General features: G+C 73.6%; 19 protein-coding genes. 13 read left to right on the top strand and 6 right to left on the bottom strand.

Features of this window, described 5'->3' with window-relative positions; genetic code table 11:
* Positions 1-25 precede the first annotated feature (25 nt).
* Positions 26-3,562 carry a DNA polymerase III subunit alpha gene (gene dnaE, locus ACFPBZ_RS09210; protein WP_378035730.1) on the top strand — a complete coding sequence of 1,179 codons (3,537 nt, stop codon included), beginning with the start codon at positions 26-28 and terminating at the stop codon, positions 3,560-3,562.
* Positions 3,563-3,582: 20 nt separating this feature from the next.
* Here the strand turns inward: dnaE and ACFPBZ_RS09215 are convergent, their stop codons facing one another.
* From ACFPBZ_RS09215 to ACFPBZ_RS09225, 3 genes are read right to left on the bottom strand one after another with little or no spacing between them, the layout of a single operon-like run.
* On the bottom strand, positions 3,583-4,341 hold the full coding sequence (locus ACFPBZ_RS09215) for a crotonase/enoyl-CoA hydratase family protein (protein WP_378035731.1): 759 nt from the start codon (positions 4,339-4,341) through the stop codon (positions 3,583-3,585).
* On the bottom strand, positions 4,338-5,405 hold the full coding sequence (locus ACFPBZ_RS09220) for an LLM class flavin-dependent oxidoreductase (protein WP_378035732.1): 1,068 nt from the start codon (positions 5,403-5,405) through the stop codon (positions 4,338-4,340). The genes ACFPBZ_RS09215 and ACFPBZ_RS09220 overlap by 4 nt, the downstream gene beginning before the upstream one ends.
* Positions 5,406-5,445: 40 nt before the next feature.
* The gene (locus ACFPBZ_RS09225; RefSeq protein ID WP_378035733.1) at positions 5,446-6,471 is read right to left on the bottom strand and encodes an LLM class flavin-dependent oxidoreductase; all 1,026 of its coding nucleotides are present in this window, start codon (positions 6,469-6,471) and stop codon (positions 5,446-5,448) included.
* 56 nt (positions 6,472-6,527) lie between these two features.
* Here ACFPBZ_RS09225 and ACFPBZ_RS09230 point away from each other — a divergent pair, with 56 nt between their 5' ends.
* The 4 genes from ACFPBZ_RS09230 (at position 6,528) to ACFPBZ_RS09245 (ending at position 10,099) form a co-directional block, all read left to right on the top strand.
* The gene (locus ACFPBZ_RS09230; protein ID WP_378035734.1) at positions 6,528-7,367 is read left to right on the top strand and encodes a class II aldolase/adducin family protein; all 840 of its coding nucleotides are present in this window, start codon (positions 6,528-6,530) and stop codon (positions 7,365-7,367) included.
* A gap of 76 nt (positions 7,368-7,443) precedes the next feature.
* The gene (locus ACFPBZ_RS09235; protein WP_378035735.1) at positions 7,444-8,277 is read left to right on the top strand and encodes an amidohydrolase family protein; all 834 of its coding nucleotides are present in this window, start codon (positions 7,444-7,446) and stop codon (positions 8,275-8,277) included.
* 41 nt (positions 8,278-8,318) lie between these two features.
* Entirely contained in the window at positions 8,319-9,695 is a 1,377-nt protein-coding gene (locus ACFPBZ_RS09240) for an NAD-dependent succinate-semialdehyde dehydrogenase (protein ID WP_378035736.1), read from the top strand.
* The gene (locus tag ACFPBZ_RS09245) at positions 9,692-10,099 is read left to right on the top strand and encodes a VOC family protein (protein ID WP_378035737.1); all 408 of its coding nucleotides are present in this window, start codon (positions 9,692-9,694) and stop codon (positions 10,097-10,099) included. Before ACFPBZ_RS09240 ends, ACFPBZ_RS09245 begins: the two co-directional genes overlap by 4 nt.
* A gap of 4 nt (positions 10,100-10,103) precedes the next feature.
* On the opposite strand, the gene ACFPBZ_RS09250 is transcribed toward ACFPBZ_RS09245, so the two are convergent.
* The gene (locus ACFPBZ_RS09250) at positions 10,104-10,955 is read right to left on the bottom strand and encodes a PaaX family transcriptional regulator (protein ID WP_378035738.1); all 852 of its coding nucleotides are present in this window, start codon (positions 10,953-10,955) and stop codon (positions 10,104-10,106) included.
* 36 nt (positions 10,956-10,991) lie between these two features.
* Here ACFPBZ_RS09250 and ACFPBZ_RS09255 point away from each other — a divergent pair, with 36 nt between their 5' ends.
* From ACFPBZ_RS09255 to ACFPBZ_RS09290, 8 genes are all read left to right on the top strand, one after another.
* Positions 10,992-12,299, top strand: coding sequence for an adenosylmethionine--8-amino-7-oxononanoate transaminase (locus ACFPBZ_RS09255; protein WP_378035739.1), 1,308 nt, complete (start codon positions 10,992-10,994; stop codon positions 12,297-12,299).
* 417 nt (positions 12,300-12,716) lie between these two features.
* Positions 12,717-15,095, top strand: coding sequence for a SulP family inorganic anion transporter (locus tag ACFPBZ_RS09260; protein ID WP_378035740.1), 2,379 nt, complete (start codon positions 12,717-12,719; stop codon positions 15,093-15,095).
* Between the two features lie 25 nt (positions 15,096-15,120).
* Positions 15,121-16,296: an 8-amino-7-oxononanoate synthase gene (locus ACFPBZ_RS09265; protein ID WP_378035741.1), complete on the top strand. Its 1,176-nt coding sequence runs from the start codon at positions 15,121-15,123 to the stop codon at positions 16,294-16,296.
* 45 nt (positions 16,297-16,341) lie between these two features.
* Complete coding sequence (locus ACFPBZ_RS09270) at positions 16,342-16,545, top strand: hypothetical protein (protein WP_378035742.1); 204 nt, start codon at positions 16,342-16,344, stop codon at positions 16,543-16,545.
* Between the two features lie 116 nt (positions 16,546-16,661).
* The gene (gene bioD / locus ACFPBZ_RS09275; protein ID WP_378035743.1) at positions 16,662-17,345 is read left to right on the top strand and encodes a dethiobiotin synthase; all 684 of its coding nucleotides are present in this window, start codon (positions 16,662-16,664) and stop codon (positions 17,343-17,345) included.
* A 44-nt stretch (positions 17,346-17,389) separates the two neighbouring features.
* Positions 17,390-18,427, top strand: a complete 1,038-nt coding sequence (gene bioB, locus ACFPBZ_RS09280) for a biotin synthase BioB (RefSeq protein WP_378035744.1) — start codon at positions 17,390-17,392, stop codon at positions 18,425-18,427.
* Between the two features lie 4 nt (positions 18,428-18,431).
* Positions 18,432-18,629, top strand: coding sequence for a biotin synthase auxiliary protein BsaP (gene bsaP / locus ACFPBZ_RS09285; RefSeq protein ID WP_378035745.1), 198 nt, complete (start codon positions 18,432-18,434; stop codon positions 18,627-18,629).
* A 43-nt stretch (positions 18,630-18,672) separates the two neighbouring features.
* Entirely contained in the window at positions 18,673-19,269 is a 597-nt protein-coding gene (locus ACFPBZ_RS09290) for a DUF2567 domain-containing protein (RefSeq protein WP_378035746.1), read from the top strand.
* 3 nt (positions 19,270-19,272) lie between these two features.
* Here ACFPBZ_RS09290 and ACFPBZ_RS09295 read toward each other — a convergent pair whose 3' ends face one another.
* Entirely contained in the window at positions 19,273-20,031 is a 759-nt protein-coding gene (locus ACFPBZ_RS09295) for an LON peptidase substrate-binding domain-containing protein (protein ID WP_378035747.1), read from the bottom strand.
* A 58-nt stretch (positions 20,032-20,089) separates the two neighbouring features.
* Entirely contained in the window at positions 20,090-20,791 is a 702-nt protein-coding gene (locus ACFPBZ_RS09300; protein WP_378035783.1) for an NUDIX hydrolase, read from the bottom strand.
* Between the last annotated feature and the right edge of the window lie 127 nt (positions 20,792-20,918).

Raw genomic sequence — 20,918 nt, forward strand, 5'->3', positions numbered from 1 at the left:
TAGCCGTTCCGGGGAGGTCCCTCGCGTGTCCGACGACTCGTTCGTCCACCTCCACACCCACACCGAGTTCTCGATGCTCGACGGCGCGGCGCGGCTGGACGACCTCTTCGCCGAGGCCTCCCGCATGGGCATGCCGGCGCTGGCGATGACCGACCACGGCAACACCTTCGGGGCCTACGAGTTCTGGAAGAAGGCCAACGCCCACGGGGTCAAGCCGATCATCGGCATGGAGGGCTACCTCGCGCCCGGGTCGCGCCACGAGCGCAAGCGCGTCTCGATCGGCCAGAACGTCAACGGCAGCGACAACCCCGACCTCATGTACACCCACATGACGCTGCTGGCCGAGAACACCGAGGGGATGCACAACCTCTTCCGGCTCTCCAGCCTCGCCTCGCTCGAGGGCTACTACTACAAGCCCCGCATGGACCGCGAGCTCCTGGAGACCTACGGCAAGGGGATCATCGCCACCACGGGGTGCCCGTCGGGCGAGGTCGCCCGCCTGCTGCAGCAGGGCGACCGCGACGGCGCGATGCAGGCCGCGAGCGACTACCGCGACATCTTCGGCAAGGACAACTTCTTCTGCGAGCTGATGGACCACGGCATCGAGATCGAGCGCCGGGTCCGCGACGACCTCTACGACCTCAAGAAGAAGCTCGACCTGCCCGGGCTCGCGACGAACGACCTGCACTACACCTACGCGAAGGACGCCAAGCCGCACGAGGTGCTGCTCTGCGTGCAGACCGGCAAGACGATGAACGACCCGAACCGGTTCCGGTTCGACGCGCAGGACTTCTACCTCAAGAGCGCGCGCGAGATGCGCGACCAGTGGGACCCGATCTTCCCCGAGGCGTGCGACAACACCCTCGCGATCGCCGAGCGCGTCGACGTCTCGTTCACCGAGGGGCGCGACCTGCAGCCGGTGGCCCCGGTGCCCGAGGGGGAGACCGAGGGCAGCTGGCTGGTCAAGGAGGTCGAGCGGGGGCTGCACTGGCGGTTCCCGAACGGCTTCTCCGAGCAGTACCGCAAGCAGGCCGACTACGAGGTGTCGGTCATCATGCAGATGGGCTACCCGGGCTACTTCCTGGTGACGGCCGACCTGCTGAACTACGCGCGATCGGTCAACCTGCGCGTCGGGCCGGGCCGCGGGTCGGCGGCGGGTTCCCTCGTCGCGTACGTCCTGGGGATCACCGACCTCGACCCGATCCACCACAAGCTGATCTTCGAGCGGTTCCTCAACCCCGAGCGCGTCTCCATGCCCGACATCGACATGGACTTCGACGAGCGCCGGCGCGGCGAGATGATCCGCTACGTCACCGAGAAGTACGGCGAGGAGAAGATCGCCCAGATCATCACGTACTCCACGATCAAGGCGAAGGCCGCGATCAAGGACTCGGCGCGGGTGCTCTACGGGCAGCCCGGCTACGCGGTGGCCGACCGGATCACCAAGTCGATGCCGCCCGCGGTGATGGGCAAGGACATCCCGCTGTCCGGGGTGTTCGACCCGAGCCACAAGCGCTACTCCGAGGCCGCCGAGATGCGGGCGCTCTACGAGTCCGACCCGCAGGTCAAGGAGATCGTCGACACCGCGAAGGACCTCGAGGGCCTCAAGCGGCAGTGGGGCGTGCACGCCGCCGGCGTGATCATGTCCAAGGAACCGCTGATCGACGTCATCCCGATCCAGCGGCGCGAGGCCGACGGCGCGATCATCACGCAGTTCGACATGGGGGTCTGCGAGACCCTCGGGCTGCTCAAGATGGACTTCCTCGGCCTGCGCAACCTCACGATCATCGACGACGCGCTGAAGAACATCACGCTCAACGGCAAGGAGCCGCTCGACCTCGACAACCTCGGGCTCGACGACAAGGCCACCTACGACCTGCTCTCCCGCGGCGAGACGCTCGGGGTGTTCCAGCTCGACGGCGGCCCGATGCGCGACCTGCTGCGGCGCATGGCGCCCACCGAGTTCGACGACATCTCGGCCGTCGGCGCCCTCTACCGGCCGGGTCCGATGGGCGCGAACGCCCACAACGACTACGCGGACCGGAAGAACAAGCGCCAGGAGGTCACTCCGATCCACCCGGAGCTCGCCGAGCCGCTCAAGGAGGTCCTCGGCGAGACCTACGGGCTGATCGTGTACCAGGAGCAGGTCATGGCGATCGCCCAGGTGCTCGCGGGCTACTCGCTGGGCAAGGCCGACCTGCTGCGCCGCGCCATGGGCAAGAAGAAGAAGGAGATCCTCGACAAGGAGTACGCCGGCTTCGCCCAGGGGATGAAGGACAACGGCTACTCCCCGGCGGCGATCAAGACGCTGTGGGACATCCTGCTGCCGTTCTCCGACTACGCGTTCAACCGCGCGCACTCCGCGGCCTACGGCGTCGTCTCCTACTGGACGGCCTACCTCAAGGCGAACTACCCGGCCGAGTACATGGCCGCGGTGCTCACCAGCGTCCGGGACGACAAGGACAAGGCGGCGATCTACCTCGCCGAGTGCCGCCGCATGGGCATCACGGTGCTCCCGCCCGACGTCAACGACTCGGTGCGTGACTTCGCCCCGGTCGGCGTCGACATCCGCTTCGGGCTCGGCGCGATCCGCAACGTCGGCGCCAACGTCGTCGACTCGATCGTCAACAGCCGCCGCGAGAAGGGCAACTTCGCCGACTTCTCCGACTTCCTGCGCAAGGTCGAGCAGCAGGTCTGCAACAAGAAGACCGTCGAGTCGCTGGTGAAGGCCGGCGCGTTCGACTCGCTCGGGCACACGCGCAAGGGCCTGGCCCTCGTGCACGCCGAGGCCATCGACGCGGTGATGACCACCAAGCGCGCCGAGGCCGACGGCCAGTTCGACCTGTTCGGCAGCTTCGACGACTCCGCGGCCGACGCCGTCGACACCACGGGCATGTTCGACGTGAAGGTGCCCGAGGGCGAGTGGGAGCCCAAGCACCGCCTCGCCCTCGAGCGGGAGATGCTCGGCCTCTACGTCTCCGGGCACCCGCTGAACGGCCTCGAGCACGTGCTCGCGAGCCGGGCCGACACCCCGATCGCGAAGATCCTCGAGGGCGACGTGCCCGAGGGCGCCACCGTCACCGTCGGCGGCATCCTCGCGAGCGTCACCCGCCGGGTGAACAAGAAGGGCGAGCCCTGGGCGTCGGCCCAGATCGAGGACCTCGCGGCCGGCATCGAGGTGCTGTTCTTCCCGCGCACCTACGCGGCGGTCTCCATCGACGTCGCCGAGGACGCGATCGTGCTCGTCAAGGGCAAGGTCAACAAGCGCGACGACCGCGTGACGCTGTTCGTGGAGGACCTCGCCGTGCCCGACCTGTCCACCGGCTCCGCCGCGCCGCCGCTGCGCGTGACGATCGAGAGCGCGCGGTGCACCCCGGAGCGGGTCGGGAAGTTCAAGGAGGTCCTCGTCGCCCACCCCGGGCCCAGCGAGGTGCACCTGACGCTGCTCGCCGCCAACGGGGCGAGCCACGTCCTGCGGCTCGACGACGGCCTCAAGGTCACCAACTCGGGCGCCCTGATGGGCGACCTCAAGGCGCTGCTCGGGCCGCGCTGCCTGAGCTGAGGGTCGGGGAGGCCGACCGGTCAGAACCGGCCGTGCCGGCCCTCCCCGGCCGCGAACCGCGCGGCGCCGGCGACGGTCTCGGCGTCCAGCGCGGCCCGGCCGTGGGCGAACTCGGCGGCCAGCGCGGCCGGCTCGTCGAGCCCCTCCTGGTCGAGCACCGAGGCCCGGTCGGAGCGCAGGCAGACCTGGGGGAACGCCGCCAGGTCCCGGGCCAGGGCCTGCGCCGCGGACAGCGCCTCCCCGGCGGGCACCACCCGGTTCGCCAGCCCCATGGCATGGGCCTCGGCGGCGTCGACCGCACGCCCGGTGAGGACCAGGTCCATGGCCCGGCTCGTCCCGATCAGGCGGGGCAGGCGCACCGTCCCGCCGTCGATGAGCGGCACACCCCAGCGGCGGCAGAACACCCCGAACACGGCGGTCTCGTCGGCCACCCGCAGGTCGCACCACAGGGCGAGCTCCAGCCCGCCGGCGACCGCGTGCCCGCTCACCGCGGCGATCACCGGCTTGGAGAGCCGGAGCCGGGTCGGTCCCATGGGCCCGTCCCCGTCGGGCTCGGTGCGGTTGCGGTTCCCGGTCGCGACCGCGGTGAGGTCGGCGCCCGCACAGAACGTGCCGCCGGCGCCGTGCAGGACGGCGACCGCGGCCCCGTCGTCGGCCTCGAACCCGCGGAAGGCGTCCGCGAGCGCCCGGGCGGTCGGGCCGTCGACGGCGTTGCGGCGCTCCGGGCGGTCGAGGGTCACGGTCGTCACGGGCCCGTCGCGCTCCACGTGCACGGTCACGGTGTCCCCTTGCCCGTCGCTCCGCTCGCCCCCGGCGACCACCCCAGCGCCGGGCCGAGCTTCGTCGCCATGTCGGTGAGGATCTGGACGTAGTCGTCGTGCTCGAAGGTGAACGGCAGCGCCCAGACCACCTCGCGCACCTCGCGGAACGCCGGGTTCGCGTAGAGCTGTTCGGCGATCTGCTCCGAGGTCCCGATGAGGTCCCGGGCGAAGAGCATCTGCCGCGGCCCGTGGGCGACGGCGGTCCGGGGCGTCCGGTGCTCCACGTAGGCGGCGTAGCGCGCCTTCTGGTCCGCGGTCGCGGAGTCGGTGGGGATGACGACGAGCCCCTGCGCCACCCGGGCGGCCTCGCCGAGCGGGTGCACGGACCGGAACAGCCCGATCTGCTCGTGCTGGATCTGCGCGAAGACCCGGGAGGCGTCGTCGCCCAGGTCGTGGCCCTCGGACTGGATCACGTTGCTCGTCAGCATCGCGAGGCCCTGTTCCCCGGCCCAGCGCACCGAGCGCCGGCTCCCGCCGCCGTACCAGACGCGGTCGGCGAGCCCGGGCGACTGCGGCTGGACGTAGTCCGAGAACGACTCGATGCCGTCGACGCCGGAGAAGGTGCTCGCCGGCTCGCCGCGCAGCAGCCGCAGGAGGCGTTCCACGCGGGTGTAGGTGAGGTCCTCGACGTCCGCGGTGTCGGGGTAGAGCCCGGCCTTGACGTCGTCCCAGTGGATGGGCGGCCCGACGCTGATCCCGGGGTTCATCCGGCCGCCGGAGAGCACGTCGACGGTGCCGAGGTCCTCGGCGTAGCGCAGCGGGTTCTCCCAGCCCAGCGGCGTCACGGCGGTGCCGAACTCGATCCGCGAGGTCCGTTGCGAGGCGGCTGCGAGGATCGCCACCGGCGAGGAGATCCCCGACTGGAAGTGGCGGTGGCGCAGCCAGACCGAGTCGAAGCCCAGCTCCTCGCCGAGGACGATCTCGCGCAGCAGGTACTCGTGGCCGGGTGCGGGGTCGGCGCCGTCGTAGGTGCCGAGGGTCAGGAACCCCTGTCGCTCCAGGGGGACACCGGGTGCGGGCATACCGGGAGCATGCCCCGTCGCTCCGCTCGCCCGGAAGCGATCATGCCGCTCGCGACCACCCCAGGGCGGGCCCGAGCCTCGTTGCCATGTCGGTCAGGATCTGCACGTAGTCCTCGTGCTCGAAGCCGAAGGGCAGCGCGAACACCACCTCGGAGACCTCCCGGAACGCCGCGTGCGCGTACAGCGCCTCCGCGACCTCCTCCGACGTGCCGAGGATGTCGCGGGCGAACAGCAGCCGGCCCGGGCCCTGCGGCGACGACGTGCGGGGCGTGCGGCCCTCGACGTAGGCCGTGTACTTCGCCTTCTGCTCGGCGGTCGCGGTGTCCGTCGGGATGACGACGAGGCCCTGCGAGACCCGCCCCGGGCGGTCGTCGGCGAGGGCCCCGCGGTAGGCGCGGATCGTCCGCGACTGGATGGCGGCGAAGTCCGGCTCCTCGTCCTCGCCGACCCGGACGACCGAGGAGGTCAGCAGGTTGAGCCCCTGCTCGCCGGCCCAGATCGCGGAGCGGTCGCTGGCGGCGCCGTACCAGACCCGGTCGACGAGCCCGGGGGAGTGCGGTTGGACGTGGTCGGAGAAGACCTCGATGCCCTGCGTGCCGGAGAAGGTGCTGGCCGGCTCGCCGCGCAGCAGCGAGAGCAGCCGGCTCACGCGGGTGTAGGTGAAGTCCTCGGCGTCGGCGGTGTCGGGGTAGAGCGACGCCTTGACCTCGTCGAAGTGCCCGGGCGGGCCGACGGAGAGGCCCGGGTTCATCCGGCCCCCGGACAGGACGTCGAGGGTCGAGAGGTCCTCGGCGTAGCGCAGCGGGTTCTCCCAGCCGAGCGGCGTGACCGCCGTGCCGAACTCGATCCGCGAGGTGCGCTGCGACGCTGCGGCCAGGAGGGTCACCGGCGAGGAGACACCGTGCTGCAGGTGCCGGTGGCGCAACCAGACCGAGTCGAAGCCGAGCTCCTCGGCCAGCTCGATCTCGGCGAGCAGGTACTCGTGGCCGGGACGGGGGTCGTCGGGCGAGAACGTCCCGATGGTGAGGAATCCGAGCTTCCCGAGGGGCTCGCCGGGTTGTGGCATGGACCGATCATGCCGCGCCCTTGACCCGTGCGCGTGCCACGGCGCACCGTCGGGGGATGGCCGCACCGACGCAGGACCGCAGCGACGAGCGCACCCCCGAGGTCGACGGGATGCCGGGCTACGCCCCGAAGCAGCCCGGCCTGGAGATGCCCAAGCCGCCCACCTTCTCGAACGTCGAGGAGGAGCGGCTGCACCGCAAGCAGCAGCTCGCCGGCGCGTTCCGGGTGTTCGGCCGGTTCGGCTTCGGGGAGGGGATCGCCGGGCACATCACGGTCCGCGACCCTGAGGACCCGCACATGTTCTGGGTCAACCCCTTCGGCATGAGCTTCCGGCACATCCGGGTCTCCGACCTCATCGCCGTGAACCACGAGGGCGAGGTCGTGTACGGGAACAGGCCGGTCAACCAGGCGGGCTTCGTCATCCACTCCGCGGTCCACCAGGCGCACCCCGAGGTCGTCGCGGCCGCCCACGCGCACTCGGTGTACGGCAAGGCGTGGAGCTCGCTGGGCCGCCCGCTCGATCCGATCACCCAGGACGCCTGCACCCTCTACGAGAACCACGGCGTGGTCACCGAGGGCCGCGGCGCCGTGGTGCTCGACCCCGAGGTGGGCCGCGCGCTGGCCACCGGGCTGACCGGTCGCAAGATGGTGTTCCACCAGAACCACGGGATCTTCACCGTGGGCGACACCGTCGCCGAGGCGGCGTGGTGGTTCATCAACACCGAGCGCAACTGCCAGGCCCAGCTGCTCGCCGAGGCCGCCGGCACGCCCACGCAGATCGACCACGTCAACGCGAAGTTCTCCGCCGAGCAGACCGGGTCGGCCTACGCCGGCTGGTTCTCGTTCCAGCCGATCTGGGACGAGATCGTCCGGACCGACCCCGACCTGTTCGACTAGGTGGCCGTAGGCCTCGTGAGCACTTCGCGGTGCTATAACCCCGCCAACTGCTCACGAGGCCGGAGGCCACATACCGATGATCGTCGACGCCCACGTCCACGTCGCCCACCTCGCCCGGCTCAAGGTGTCGTGGGACCAGTGGATGGGGGCGGCCGGCGACGCCGAGGCCTGGGCGTCGTTGTACGACGAGGACGGTGCCCCGGTCCCGGAGCGCGTCAGCCGCTACTTCGCGGGCGAGGGCGTCGACCGGGTGCTGATGTTCTGCGAGTACAGCCCGAAGGCGACCGGCTGGCAGACCGTCGAGGACCTGCTGCCGATCGTCGAGCACGATCCGCAGCGCTTCCGCATCGTCGCGAACGTCAACCCGCACGTGCACCACCCGGTGGCGAAGGAGCTCGACCGGCAGCTCGACCACGGCGCCGTCGCCCTGAAGATCCACCCGGTGCACGCGGGGATCGCCCCGAACGACCGCGAGCTGTACCCGGCCTACGCCCGCTGCGTCGAGAGGGGCGTGCCGGTGATCGTCCACACCGGGCCGTCGTTCTTCCCGGGGGCCACCTCGAAGCACGGCGACCCGGTCCTCATCGACGACGTCCTGCGCGACTTCCCCGACCTCACGGTGGTCCTCGCCCACGGCGGCCGTGGCTGGAGCTACGACGCCGCGGCGTCGCTCGCCCTCACGCGCGAGAACGTGTGGCTCGACCTCGCCGGCCTGCCGCCCAAGCGCCTGCCGACCTACTACGCGAGCTTCGGCGTGGAGCGGATCGCGGCGAAGGCGATCTTCGGCACCGACTCGCCGGCCGCGAGCCCGTCGCGCAACGTCGCCGCCGTGCGCGACCTCGGTCTGCCCGGGCACCTCACCGACGCCGTCCTCGGCGGCAACGCCGTGAAGGTCTTCCCGCGCCTGTGACGCCTGTGTGCCGGGACCGGCCCGCGGGGTAGTACGCACCCATGGCCATCGCAACGACGAACCCCGCGACCGGCGAGACCGTCCAGGAGTTCGACTCCCTCACCGAGCAGGAGCTCGAGGACCGGATCCAGCGCAGCTGGGACGCCTTCCAGAGCTACCGCGACACGACGTTCGAGCAGCGCTCCGGCTGGATGCGCGCCGCCGCCGACATCCTCGACGCCGAGGTCGACCACCTGGCCGAGCTCGCCACCCTCGAGATGGGCAAGACCTTCGCCGCGGCGAAGGCCGAGGTCGGCAAGTGCGCCCTGGGCTGCCGCTGGTACGCCGACCACGCCGCCGACCACCTCGCCGACCACCCGTGGGACCCCGCGGACGCCCCCGAGAACGCCCGCGTGTTCACCCGCTACCAGCCGCTCGGGCCGGTCCTGGCGATCATGCCGTGGAACTTCCCGTACTGGCAGGTCTTCCGCTTCCTGTGCCCGGCGCTCATGGCCGGGAACACGGGCCTGCTCAAGCACGCGTCGAACGTCCCGCAGGTCGCGCTGGCCATCGAGGACGTGCTCGTGCGGGCCGGCTTCCCGGAGGGCGTGTTCCAGACGCTGCTCATCGGGTCCTCGATGATCGAGGCCATGGTCGACGACGACCGCGTCCGCGGCGTCACCCTCACCGGCAGCGAGCCGGCCGGCCGCGAGGTCGGGGCCCGGGCCGGGAAGAACGTCAAGACGAGCGTCCTCGAGCTCGGCGGCAGCGACGCGTTCATCGTCATGCCCTCGGCCGACCTCGACGCCACCGCCGACGCGGCCGTCGCCTCGCGCACCCTCAACAACGGCCAGTCCTGCATCAACGCCAAGCGGATCATCGTCCACGAGCAGGTGGCCGACGAGTTCCAGCGCCTCCTCGTGGAGAAGATGGAGGCGCTCAAGGTGGGCGACCCGATGGCCGAGGACACCGACCTCGGCCCGATGTCGGGGCCGCAGGGCCTGGAGGAGCTCGACAAGCAGGTGCAGGACTCGGTCGCCGCAGGCGCCAAGCTCCTCACCGGCGGCAAGCCGATGGAGGGCCGGGGGAACTACTACCCGCCGTCGGTGCTCGCCGAGATCCCGAAGGACGCCCCGGCGTACTACGAGGAGCTCTTCGGCCCCGTCGCGCTGTTCTTCCGCGCGAAGGACCTCGACGAGGCCATCGCCATCGCCAACGACTCGAGCTTCGGTCTCGGCGGCAGCGCCTGGACCCAGGACGCGGACGAGGCGGAGCGGCTGGTCAACGAGGTCGAGACCGGCATGATGAACATCAACAAGATCACCGCCTCGACGCCGGAGGTCCCCTTCGGCGGGGCCAAGAACTCGGGCTACGGCCGTGAGCTCGCGAGCTTCGGGACGCAGACCTTCACCAACGCGAAGACGGTGTGGATTCAGTGACGACGTTCGGCGGGGTCGCCCATGTCGCGTTCGTCGTGCGCGACATGGCGGCCGCCGCCGAGTTCTACGGGCGCGTCCTGGGCTTCGAGGCGGTCACCGACCGGCTCGAGGGCCCGCCCGGGGCGCGGCACCCGCGGCAGCTGCTGCGCCACCCCGGCTCGGGGATGACGCTCGGCATCCACGAGCCGCTCGACGGGTCGGGCGAGCGGTTCAGCCCGCAGCGCACGGGGCTCGACCACGTCGCGGTGTCGGTCCCCGACCGGCAGGCCCTCGACGCGTGGGCCGCCCACCTCGACGCCCACGGCGTCGAGCACTCGCCGGTCCGCGACATCGGCTACGCGCAGTTCGTCTCCTTCGGCGACCCCGACGGGATCGCCTGGGAGATCTGGCTCCCGACGGGCTGACGCGTCACGTCAGGGACGCGAACGCCGCCCGGGCCGCCGGGGCCCACGCCTCGTGGCAGGTGTGGAACACCTCGGCGGCGCGGGCGCCGGCCCAGTCGGTGGGCAGCAGCTCGGCCGGCAGCTGCGGGTCGAGGAACGGGAAGCGCCGCCACGCGTCGACGAGCCGGACCTGGGCGGCGAGCACGGCCGCCGGGTCGTCGGGGGCCGGCTCGATGGCGGTGAAGCGGTCGGCGAAGTCGGCGTAGCGGGCCTCCAGCTCGCGCAGGTCCCAGGCCTGGGCCACGAGCTCGGCGTCGGAGAGCCCCCCGTGGGTGCCGCCGACCACCACGAGCGCGGTGTCGTCGAGCCCGACGTCCGCGAGCGCCCGGTGGGCCTCCCCGACGCGGGCGGCGTCGGGGCACACCCAGACGCCGGCGGCGGGGGAACCCAGGCCGGCCCACGCGAGCTGGGTGCGGAGCTGGTGGCGCAGGGCCCGCTGGGCCTCGGGCACGCTCACGACGAGCACCAGCCACCGGCCGTCCCACGGCTCGCGCCGGGTGCCGTGGGCGTAGATGCGGGCCGCGCCCTCGGAGAGCAGCCGCCGGCCGCCCGTGGTCAGCGACCAGCGGACCCGTCGTCCGGACCGCTCCGAGACCACCACCTCGTCGGCGGCGGTGCGGGCCAGGGCCTGGCGGGCCGACTTCTCCTCGACCCCCACGCAGCCGAGCGCGTCGAGCAGGGTCTGGGTCCACACCGGTTCGCCGGCCGGAAGCACGAACTCGCCCAGCACCGTGAGCAGCAGCGAGCGGGCGCTGGTGGCGGCCACCTCGCGGCGCCGGGAGAAGGCGTCCCCGCTCTGCACTCCCGCGGACGCCATGGGCGCCGATCGTAGGGCGCGGTTAGCGTGCGTGGCGTGTCCGGCTCGCCGATCCCGCCCCCTGACCTCGGTACCGCTGACCTCCGTACCGCCGACCGCGACCACGTCTGGCACCCCTACGGGCCGATGCCCGGGCGGACCGACCCGCTCGTGGTGCGCTCGGCGCGGGGGGTGCGGCTCACGCTCGACGACGGCCGCGAGCTCGTCGACGGGATGAGCTCGTGGTGGGCGGCGGTGCACGGCTACCGGCACCCCGCGCTCGACGCCGCGGTGCACGCCGACGAGTTCAGCCACGTCATGTTCGGCGGGCTCACCCACGAGCCGGCGGTCGCGCTCGCGACGCTCCTCGTCGAGATCACCCCCGAGCCGCTGCAGCACGTCTTCCTCGCCGACTCGGGGTCGATCTCGATCGAGGTCGCCGTGAAGATGTGCCTGCAGTACCAGCGCGCGCGGGGCCGCCCGGAGCGCACGCGGATGATGACCTGGCGCGGCGGCTACCACGGCGACACCTTCGCGGCGATGAGCGTCTGCGACCCCGACGGCGGCATGCACGCGCTGTGGAAGGGCTTCCTGCCCGAGCAGGTCTTCGCCGACGTCCCGCCCCCCGCGAACCCCACCGAGTACGACGAGGCCTACGACGCCCACCTCGCGCAGGTGGCGGCGGAGCACGCGGGGGAGCTGGCGGGCATCGTCGTCGAGCCCGTGGTGCAGGGGGCGGGCGGCATGCGCTTCCACGACCCGCGCCACCTCGCGGCGCTGCGCGCGATCGCCGACGAGCACGACCTCGTCCTCGTGTTCGACGAGATCGCGACCGGCTTCGGGCGCACCGGGGAACTGTTCGCGGCCCACCACGCCGGGGTCGCGCCCGACGTGCTGTGCGTGGGCAAGGCCCTGACCGGCGGCTACCTGTCGATGGCGGCGGCCCTGTGCACCCCGGAGGTCGCGGCCGCGGTCAGCGACGAGCGCGGCGGCGGCGGCCTGGCCCACGGCCCGACGTTCATGGGCAACCCGCTGGCGGCGCGGGTCGCGCTCGCGAGCGTCCGGGAGCTGCTGCGCCGCGACTGGCGCGGCGAGGTCGCCGCGATCCACGAGACCCTGACGACCGGCCTGGCCCCCGCCCGCGAGCTGCCGGGGGTCCGCGACGTGCGCACGCTGGGCGCCATCGGGGTCGTGCAGCTCGACCACCCCGTCGACGTGCCGGCCGCCCAGGCCGCGGCCGAGGAGCACGGGGTGTGGCTGCGCCCGTTCCGCGACCTGATCTACACGATGCCGCCCTTCGTCACCGGGCCCGGGGACGTCGCGCGGATCGCGGGCGCGGTCCTCGCAGCGGCGGCCGCCGGCTGAGTCCGCGTGTGGGCCGCGTGTGACGACTGGGTGTCCGGAACCCAAGAGGGTCCCTCACGCGACCAAAGCGCGGGTAAAGACCATGATCACCTGATCGGCGCACCCGTGCGGCGGGGACCACAGGGCCGGACGGAGCAGCGCTGCCGAGAGTGAGGACATCGGCGGGCGTCGTCACCCCGCCCGGCGTCGAGGCACCGGGACGAAGCTTTCCCGGTACCGCGAGTCACGTGAACGGCCGGTGAACCGGATCGTCCGTGCCCGGACTGCGGCAGACTCCGGCGGCAGCAGACACGACTGCCGCCCCGCCCCTCGACGGCGACCGGCGCAGACCGCCCCGGGCACGCGGGCTCCCCGCGCGACGACGACGTCGCGCGTCCCGCGGTGCCGAGACGACGACGCCGGAGGACTGGCACACCCATGCGCGCCCCCGCCCCCACCCCACCGACGTCCCGCTCCGGCGGGACGGCCGGAGCCCTCACGGGCTTCCGCTCGACCGTCCGCTACGACCTGCCGGCCTCGCTGGTGGTCTTCCTCGTCGCCGTGCCGCTCTCGCTCGGCATCGCGGTGGCCTCCGACGCCCCGCTGACCGCGGGACTGATCGCCGCCGCGGTCGGCGGCATCGTCGCCGGCGCCCTCGGCGGCTCGCCGCTGCAGGTCAGCGGCCCGGCCGCCGGCCTCACCGTCATCGTCGCCGACCTGGTCAACCGGTTCGGCTGGGGCGTCACCTGCGCGATCACCGTCGCCGCGGGCCTGCTCCAGATCCTCTTCGGCTGCACCCGGGTCGGCCGGGCCGCGCTCGCGATCTCCCCGGCCGTGGTGCACGGGATGCTCGCCGGCATCGGCGTGACGATCGTGCTCGGCCAGCTCCACGTGGTGCTCGGCGGCGAGCAGCAGGACGACGCGCTCGCCAACGTGCTCGCCCTGCCCGGCCAGGTGCTCTCCGCGCACGGCCCCGCGACGATGCTCGGGCTCGCCGTCATCGCGGTCCTGCTCGCCTGGCCGAGGCTCCCGGACGCGGTGCCCGGGTGGGTCCGGGGCATCCCGGCGCCGCTGCTCGCGGTCGTCGCGCTGACCGTCGTCGCCGCGCTGTCCGCGCTCCCGGTCGACCGCGTCGAGGTCGGCGGGTCCGTGCTCGACGCGATCGCCCTGCCGGTCCTGCCCACCTCCGACCTGGGCGGCGTGGTCGTGGGCGTGTTCACCGTCGCCATCATCGCCTCGATCGAGAGCCTGCTCTCCGCCGTGGCGGTCGAGCGGATGCGCCCGGGTACCTCGACCAACCTCGACCGCGAGCTGGTCGGCCAGGGCGCCGGCAACACCCTCTCGGGTCTCCTCGGCGGCCTCCCCATCACCGGGGTGATCGTCCGCAGCTCCACCAACGCCGCCGCGGGCGCCCGCACCCGCGCCTCGGCGATCCTGCACGGCGTCTGGATCGTCGTCTTCTCGATCGCCCTGCTCGGCCTGGTCCAGCAGATCCCGATGGCCGTGCTCGCGGGCCTGCTCGTCCACATCGGCGCGAAGCTCGTCAACGTCGGGCACATGCGGGAGCTGCACCGCCACGGCGAGTTCCCGGTCTACGTCGTGACGATCCTCGGCGTCGTGTTCGTCGACCTGCTGACCGGCGTGCTCGTGGGGCTGGGTCTCGCGCTGCTCATGGTCCTGCGCCGCGTGGTGTGGGCGTCGATCGAGGTCCAGGCGCCCCGGGCCGACGAGACCGGACCGTGGCGCAAGGGCGAGACCTGGCACGTCGTCGTCGAGGGCGCGCTGTGCTTCCTGTCGGTCCCGCGCCTCTCGCGCCGCCTCGCCCGCATCCCCGAGGGCGCCGACGTCGTCGTCGACCTCGTCACCGACTACCTCGACCACGCGGCCTTCGACCACCTCTCCGAGTGGGAGGCGCGCCATCGACTCGCCGGCGGCACGGTGCGCGTCGACGAGGTGGGCACGATGGGCCTCGTCGCCCGCCGCGAGTCGACCGCCGGCGGCCCCGGCGACCGCCGCCCCGGCCCCGTGCCGCGCTTCCTCGCCCCCTGGTCGGTCTGGCAGTCCGAGCACGACGCCGCGGACGGCGCGGGTCGGGGCCACGGCCGTCCCGACGATGCCGACCCCGTCCTCACCGGCCTGCGGGAGTACCACCGCCGGGCCGCGGGCCTCGTCGCGCCGTACCTGTCCGACCTCACCGACGGGCAGGCCCCGCACGCCTGGTTCCTCACCTGCAGCGACTCGCGCGTGGTCCCCAACGTCATCACCTCGTCGGGCCCCGGCGACCTGTTCACGGTGCGCAACGTCGGCAACCTCGCGCCGCTGGGCACCGCCGGCGACGACTCCGTGGGCGCCACCGTCGAGTACGCCCTCGACGTCCTGCACGTGCCGACCCTCGTCGTCTGCGGGCACTCCGGGTGCGGGGCGATGCAGGCCGTCGTCCGGGAGTCCGGCGGCGACGGCCCCCTGGGCCGCTGGCTCTCCGGGGCCGCCGAGTCGCGGTCGCGGTGGACGGCGAGGCACCCCGTCGGCGAGCACGCGGCGGCGGCCGGCGCGAGCGACGTCGACCAGCTGGCGATGGTGAACGTCGCCGTGCAGCTCGACCGCCTGGCCCGCCACCCCGGGGTCGCGAAGGCCGTCGAGGAGGGCCGGGTGCGCCTCGTCGGGCTGTTCCTCGACATCGCCTCGGCGCGGATGTCGGTCCTCGACGGCGACCGCTTCGTCCCCGCCTCGACCGATCGGATCGGGGCGGGCGCCTCGGCGACGAAGCCCGAGCCGGCCACCACGGCCTTCGCGGCCGGGAGCGCGGGGCTCACCTAGGCCCGCGGGCTTAGGGTCTGGGGCCGTGGACGATCCCCTGGCCTGGCTCGACGACACCGCGCAGGCCCGTCAGGCGGCGGGCCTGCGCCGGGTGCTGGCGCCGCGCGACGTCGTCGAGCCGCTCGTCGACCTCGCCTCCAACGACTACCTGGGCCTCGCCCGCGACGCCCGGGTGATCGAGGGGGCGGTGGTGGCGACCCGCACGTGGGGGGCCGGGTCGACCGGCTCGCGGCTCGTCACCGGCACCACCCGGCTGCACGCCGAGCTCGAGGAGGCGCTCGCGGCCTTCGTCGGGACGGCCGGCGCCCTGGTGTTCTCCAGCGGCTACACCGCGAACCTCGGCGCGGTGACCGCCCTGTCGGGACGCGGCGCCGTGGTGGTCAGCGACGTCGCGGCGCACGCCTCGCTCGTCGACGCGGCCCGCCTGTCGCGGGCGCGGGTGGTCGTCGCGCGCTGTTCGGCGCCCGACGAGGTCGACCGGCACCTGGCCGCGGCGCCGGAGACGCGGCGCCTGGTGGTCACCGACGGGGTCGACTCGGTCGACGGCGGCCTCGCCCCGCTGGCGGCGCTGCACGCGGTGTGCCGCGCGCGGGGGGCGGTACTGCTCGTCGACGACGCCCACGGGCTCGGCGTGCGCGGGCCGGGCGGCGCGGGCCTCGTCGCGGAGGCGGGCCTGGCGGGGGAGCCGGACGTGGTCACCACCGCGACGCTGTCGAAGTCGCTGGGCTCGCAGGGCGGCGTGGTGCTCGGGTCGGCCGCCGTGATCGCGCACCTCGTCGACGCCGCCCGGGCGTTCATCTTCGACACCGGGCTCGCCCCGGGTTCCGTCGGCGCCGCCCTCACCGCCCTCGGGGTGCTGCGCGACGAGCCCGAGCGGGTCGCGGCGCTGCACCGGGCCGCGGCGGCGGTGGCGGCCTCGGCGCGGTCGGCCGCCCCGGAGCTCGGGGTGGCGGACCCGACCGCGGCGATGGTGCCCGTGGTGCTCGGTGAGCCCGACCTCGCCGTCGCCGCCCGCGACGCCTGCGCCGCCGCCGGCCTGCGGGCCGGCTGCTTCCGGCCGCCGTCGGTGCCCGAGGGCACGTCGCGCCTGCGGCTCACCGCCCGGGCCGACCTCTCCGCCGACGACCTCGCCCTGGTCGACCGGGTCCTGGGGGAGGTGCTGCCCGCCGTGCTGGGGCGCACGGGCGTGAGCGCCGGGTGAGTGGCATCCTGGTCGTGCACTACTGAATCGATGAGGAGGATCGGCGTGACCGTCACGGACAGCCCCCAGGCGTTCCGGCTCTGGCACTGCGGCCGGTGCCGACGCCCGCTGGCCGAGGCTCCCGACTACCTGCGCTGCACCTGCTGCGGCGCCGTCCACGACGTCGACGGGACCCCGCGTCCCGACGTCGAGGCGGCCGAGCGCCCCGCGCCCGACCCCCACGCCGTCCGCGTGCGCGTCTGGTCGTAGTCCCTTCCCGACGACGAGGGCGGCGGGCTGACCCCGCCGGGCCTCTCCCGCAGGCATGACGTCGCGCTCGACATGATCGACTGTCCAGCGGGCGCAGGGCGCCTACCCTCGGGCCCGTGCGGACGATGATCGTCACCGGGACCGGCACCGGCGTGGGGAAGACGGTGGTCACGGCCGCCGTCGCCGCGCTCGCCGCCGCGGCGGGGCAGCGGGTGGTCGTCGTGAAGCCGGCCCAGACCGGGATCGCGCCGGGGGAGCCGGGCGACCTCGCGGACGTCGAGCGGCTGACCGGCGGGCGGGTGGGCACCCTTGAGCTCGCCCGCTACCCCGAGCCGCTGGCCCCGGCCACCGCCGCCCGCCGCAGCGGGCTCGAGCCCCTGCACATCGTCACCGTCGAGCAGGCGCTCCGGGACGTCCAGGCCGACCTCGTCCTCGTCGAGGGCGCCGGCGGCCTGCTCGTCCGGCTCAACGACGAGGCCGAGACCCTCGCCGACCTCGACCTCCCGGTCCTGCTGGTCGCCTCCGCCGGGCTCGGGGTGCTCAACACCGCCGCGCTCACCGCCGAGGCGCTCCGGAGCCGGGGCCGGGAGCTCGTCGGGACCGTCGTCGGCGCCTACCCGGAGCAGCCCGACCTGGCGGAGCGGACGAACCTCGGCGACCTGCCCGTCGTCACCGGCGCCCCGCTGCTCGGGGTGCTGCCGGCCGGTCTCGGCGACGCCGATCCCGCGGCCCTCGAGCGCGCCGCCCGGTGTGGCCTGCATCCCCTCCTGGGTGGGCAGTGGATCGAGCCGGAGTCGTGAGGCAGACTCCGCGGAGTTGGACCCCCGACGCATTGGAGCGACGCGTGACGACGGCGAGCACCGCCACCCAGACCACCGGTGAGGGCACGCCCGACATCCTCGCCGTCGCCCGTGAGCAGGTCCTCGAGCGCGGGGAGGGGCTGAGCGAGGAGCAGGTCCTCGCCGTGCTCCAGCTGCCCGCCGACCGACTGACCGAGGCGCTCGCGCTGGCCCACGAGGTGCGCATGCGCTACTGCGGGCCCGACGTCGAGGTCGAGGGCATCGTCAGCCTCAAGACCGGCGGCTGCCCCGAGGACTGCCACTTCTGCTCCCAGTCGGGCCTGTTCGAGTCCCCGGTGCGTGCCGCGTGGCTCGACAAGGACCGCCTGGTCGAGGCCGCGAAGCAGACCGCGAAGACCGGGGCCACCGAGTTCTGCATCGTCGCCGCGGTCCGGGGGCCGGACGAGAAGCTCATGGAGCAGATCCGGGTCGGGGTCGCCGCGATCCGCGCCGAGGTCGACATCAACGTCGCCTGCTCGCTGGGGATGCTGGACCAGGACCAGGTCGACCGGCTCGCCGCGATGGGCGTGCACCGCTACAACCACAACCTCGAGACCGCGCGCAGCCACTTCCCGGAGGTCGTCACCACCCACACGTGGGAGGAGCGCTGGGAGACCCTGCAGATGGTGCGGGCCGCGGGCATGGAGGTCTGCTGCGGCGGCATCATCGGGATGGGGGAGACCCTGGCCCAGCGGGCGGAGTTCGCGGTGCAGCTCGCGTCGCTGGAGCCCGACGAGGTCCCGATGAACTTCCTGATCCCGAACCCGGGCACCCCGTTCGCGCACCTCGACGTGCCGCAGGGCCCCGACGCGCTCATGACGATCGCGGCGTTCCGGCTCGCGATGCCGAAGACGGTGCTGCGCTTCGCAGGCGGGCGCGAGCTCACCCTCGGCGACCTCGGCGCGGAGCAGGGGATGCTCGGCGGGGTTAACGCGATCATCGTCGGGAACTACCTGACCAACCTGGGGCGCCCGGCCGAGCAGGACCTCGAGATGCTCGAGACCCTCAAGATGCCGATCAAGGCCCTGAACGACACGCTGTAAGACGATGTACTGCTCCTTCTGCGGCGGCGAGGCCGCGTCCGGCGACCACGAGCACTGCCGGGCGCGCCTCGCACTGATCGACCCGCCGCGCTACTGCCCCGAGTGCGCCCGCCGGATGGTGGTGCAGGTCGACCCCATGGGGTGGACCGCCCGGTGCAGCCGCCACGGGGAGACCACCAGCGCGGCGCGGGCGCAGCGGTGAGCCCGGAGGCCACGGGAGACGCAGCGCAGCGGAGCTCGACCCGGTGAGCGAGGAGTTCGTCGTCGAGCCCCCGCGCGGGATGCTCTCGCGCGCCGAGCTGCTCGACGACGTCCGCCCGACGGCGCTGACGGCGGCCCTCGTCGTCGTCGCGGGCGCGGTGCTGGGGCTGCTGTGGGCCCTCGTCGCGCCCGGGCAGGCGACCGTCACCACCGCGACCGGGGCGAGCTCGGCGCTGGCCGCCGAGTCCGACCACGTCTTCGACGCGACCGCGATCTTCTTCCTGCTCGCGACGGCCTACGGGGTCGTCGTCGGGGTGCTCGCGTGGCGGCGCCGGACGCGGCGCGGGCCGGTGACGCTGCTCGGGATCGCGATCGCGACGACCGCCGGGGCGTGGGTCGCGGCCTTCGTCGGGACCCGGCTCGCGGGCGTGCTCACCGACCGCCGGCCGCTCGGGGTGCTGCTCGACCGCGCCCAGGCCAGCGGCAGCACCACCCCGGGCCCGCCGATCCCCGCGACGCTCTCCACGATCCCGGCCACCATCGGCTCGTTCTGGACGGTGCTCGGCGCCGGGATCGGCGCGGTGCTGGCCTACCTGCTCTGCGCGATCGCCCTCGGCGAGGACGACCTCGACCGGCCCTGAGGTCTAGTTGTCCGACGAGGGCACGGCGAACTTCGCCGTCGGCGCCCACACCGCGTGCAGCTGGGAGAGCAGCGTCGCCTCGCGGGCCATCGCGTGCGACACCAGCTGCAGCCGGGCCTTCGGGCAGGTCTGCTCGAGCAGCTCCTGCCGGTCGTCGAGCGGGAGCAGGCAGTCGGCCGCGAGGAGGTGCGGCAGGACCGTCACGTCGGTGTCCTCGGGAGCCTCGTCGGACAGCGTCGTGTCGATCGGCGGGGCCTCGCCCTCGTCGTCGGCCATCGACGGGTCGGCCTCGGCCGCCGCGGCGTCGACCCCGCGCCGGTAGCTGCGCGCGGTGGTGCAGTAGCGCCGGTGCGCCGCGCGGGCCATGCGCTCGAGCGGCTCGAGCTCGGCCGGGTCGTCGCCCTCGAGGTCGGGCAGCCACTCGATCGACGCCGTCAGGTAGGGCGCCGAGGTGTCGTCGACCGACAGCAGCCGGAAGCGGCGGTCACCGACGGTGAGCACGTCGAAGCGCCCGTCGGGCAGGCGGCGGACCTCGCGCAGGGCGGCCGTGCAGCCGATCTCGTGCAGCCCCTCGGGGCCGTCGTCGGGACCCCAGCCCTCGCGGACGGCGACCACGCCGAACTGCTTGCCGGGCACGGTGCCGGTGACGAGGTCGATGGTCATCTGCCGGTAGCGCGGCTCGAAGATGTGCAGTGGGAGAGGTGCCCCGGGCATCAGCACCGTGCCCAACGGGAACAGGGGCATCGTCTCGACCACGCGCATCAAGCTACGGCCCCGGGCGCGCGACTGCCGGATGGAAAGTCCGGGTACTCCGCGCGGCTCAGGAGCTCCCGGACGGGTCGCAGGACGGCGGGCGCAGGGTCGCGAAGGGGTCGGTGACCCGCAGGGCGCGCTCGGAGAACCGGAAGAGCGCGGCCGGCCGGCCGCCCGACGGCCCCGGCGCGGCGGTGGTCCCGGTCGGCACCAGCACCCCCCGCCGGGTGAGCACCCGCTGCAGGTTGGTCGCCGACACGCGGTGGCCCAGGGCGGCGGCGTAGAGGCGGCGCAGCTCGGAGATCGTGAACGCCTCGGGGGCGAGGGCGAACCCGATGTTGGTGTAGGAGAGCTTGGCCCGGAGCCGCTCCAGCCCGGCGCGGGTGATGTCGCCGTGGTCGAAGGCCGTGGGCGGGAGGGCGTCGACCGGGTGCCACGCGGTGTCGGCGGGGACGGCCGGGTCGGCGTCGGAGGGGACCAGCCCGACGAAGGCCGTGGCCACCCGGCGGGGCGCGGGTCCGCGGTGCGGGTCGGAGAACACCGAGAGCTGCTCGACGTGCGCGACCTCCGCGAGGTCGACCTTCTCGGCCAGGTGCCGCCGGACCGAGGCCTCCACGTCCTCGGCCGCGCCGAGGCGCCCGCCGGGCAGCGCCCAGCGACCGTCTTGCGGCTCCCGGGCCCGCTGCCACAGCAGGACCGAGGGCACTGTTCCCGTGATCCGCAGGACGACGGCCAGCACGTCGTGCGCGATCAGGCCCTCGGCCTCCACGACCGCCACGGTAGCCCTCCGTGACGAACACCCCCGAGCGGACGGCCGGATGTGGGCTGGGTCATGGCTGCACGGACGGGGGGTGCGCCGGGGGAGCACGCCGCGTACTGTCGGCCATGTTTTCGAC

Source organism: Actinomycetospora atypica, assembly GCF_042653685.1.
Taxonomy (GTDB): domain Bacteria; phylum Actinomycetota; class Actinomycetes; order Mycobacteriales; family Pseudonocardiaceae; genus Actinomycetospora; species Actinomycetospora atypica.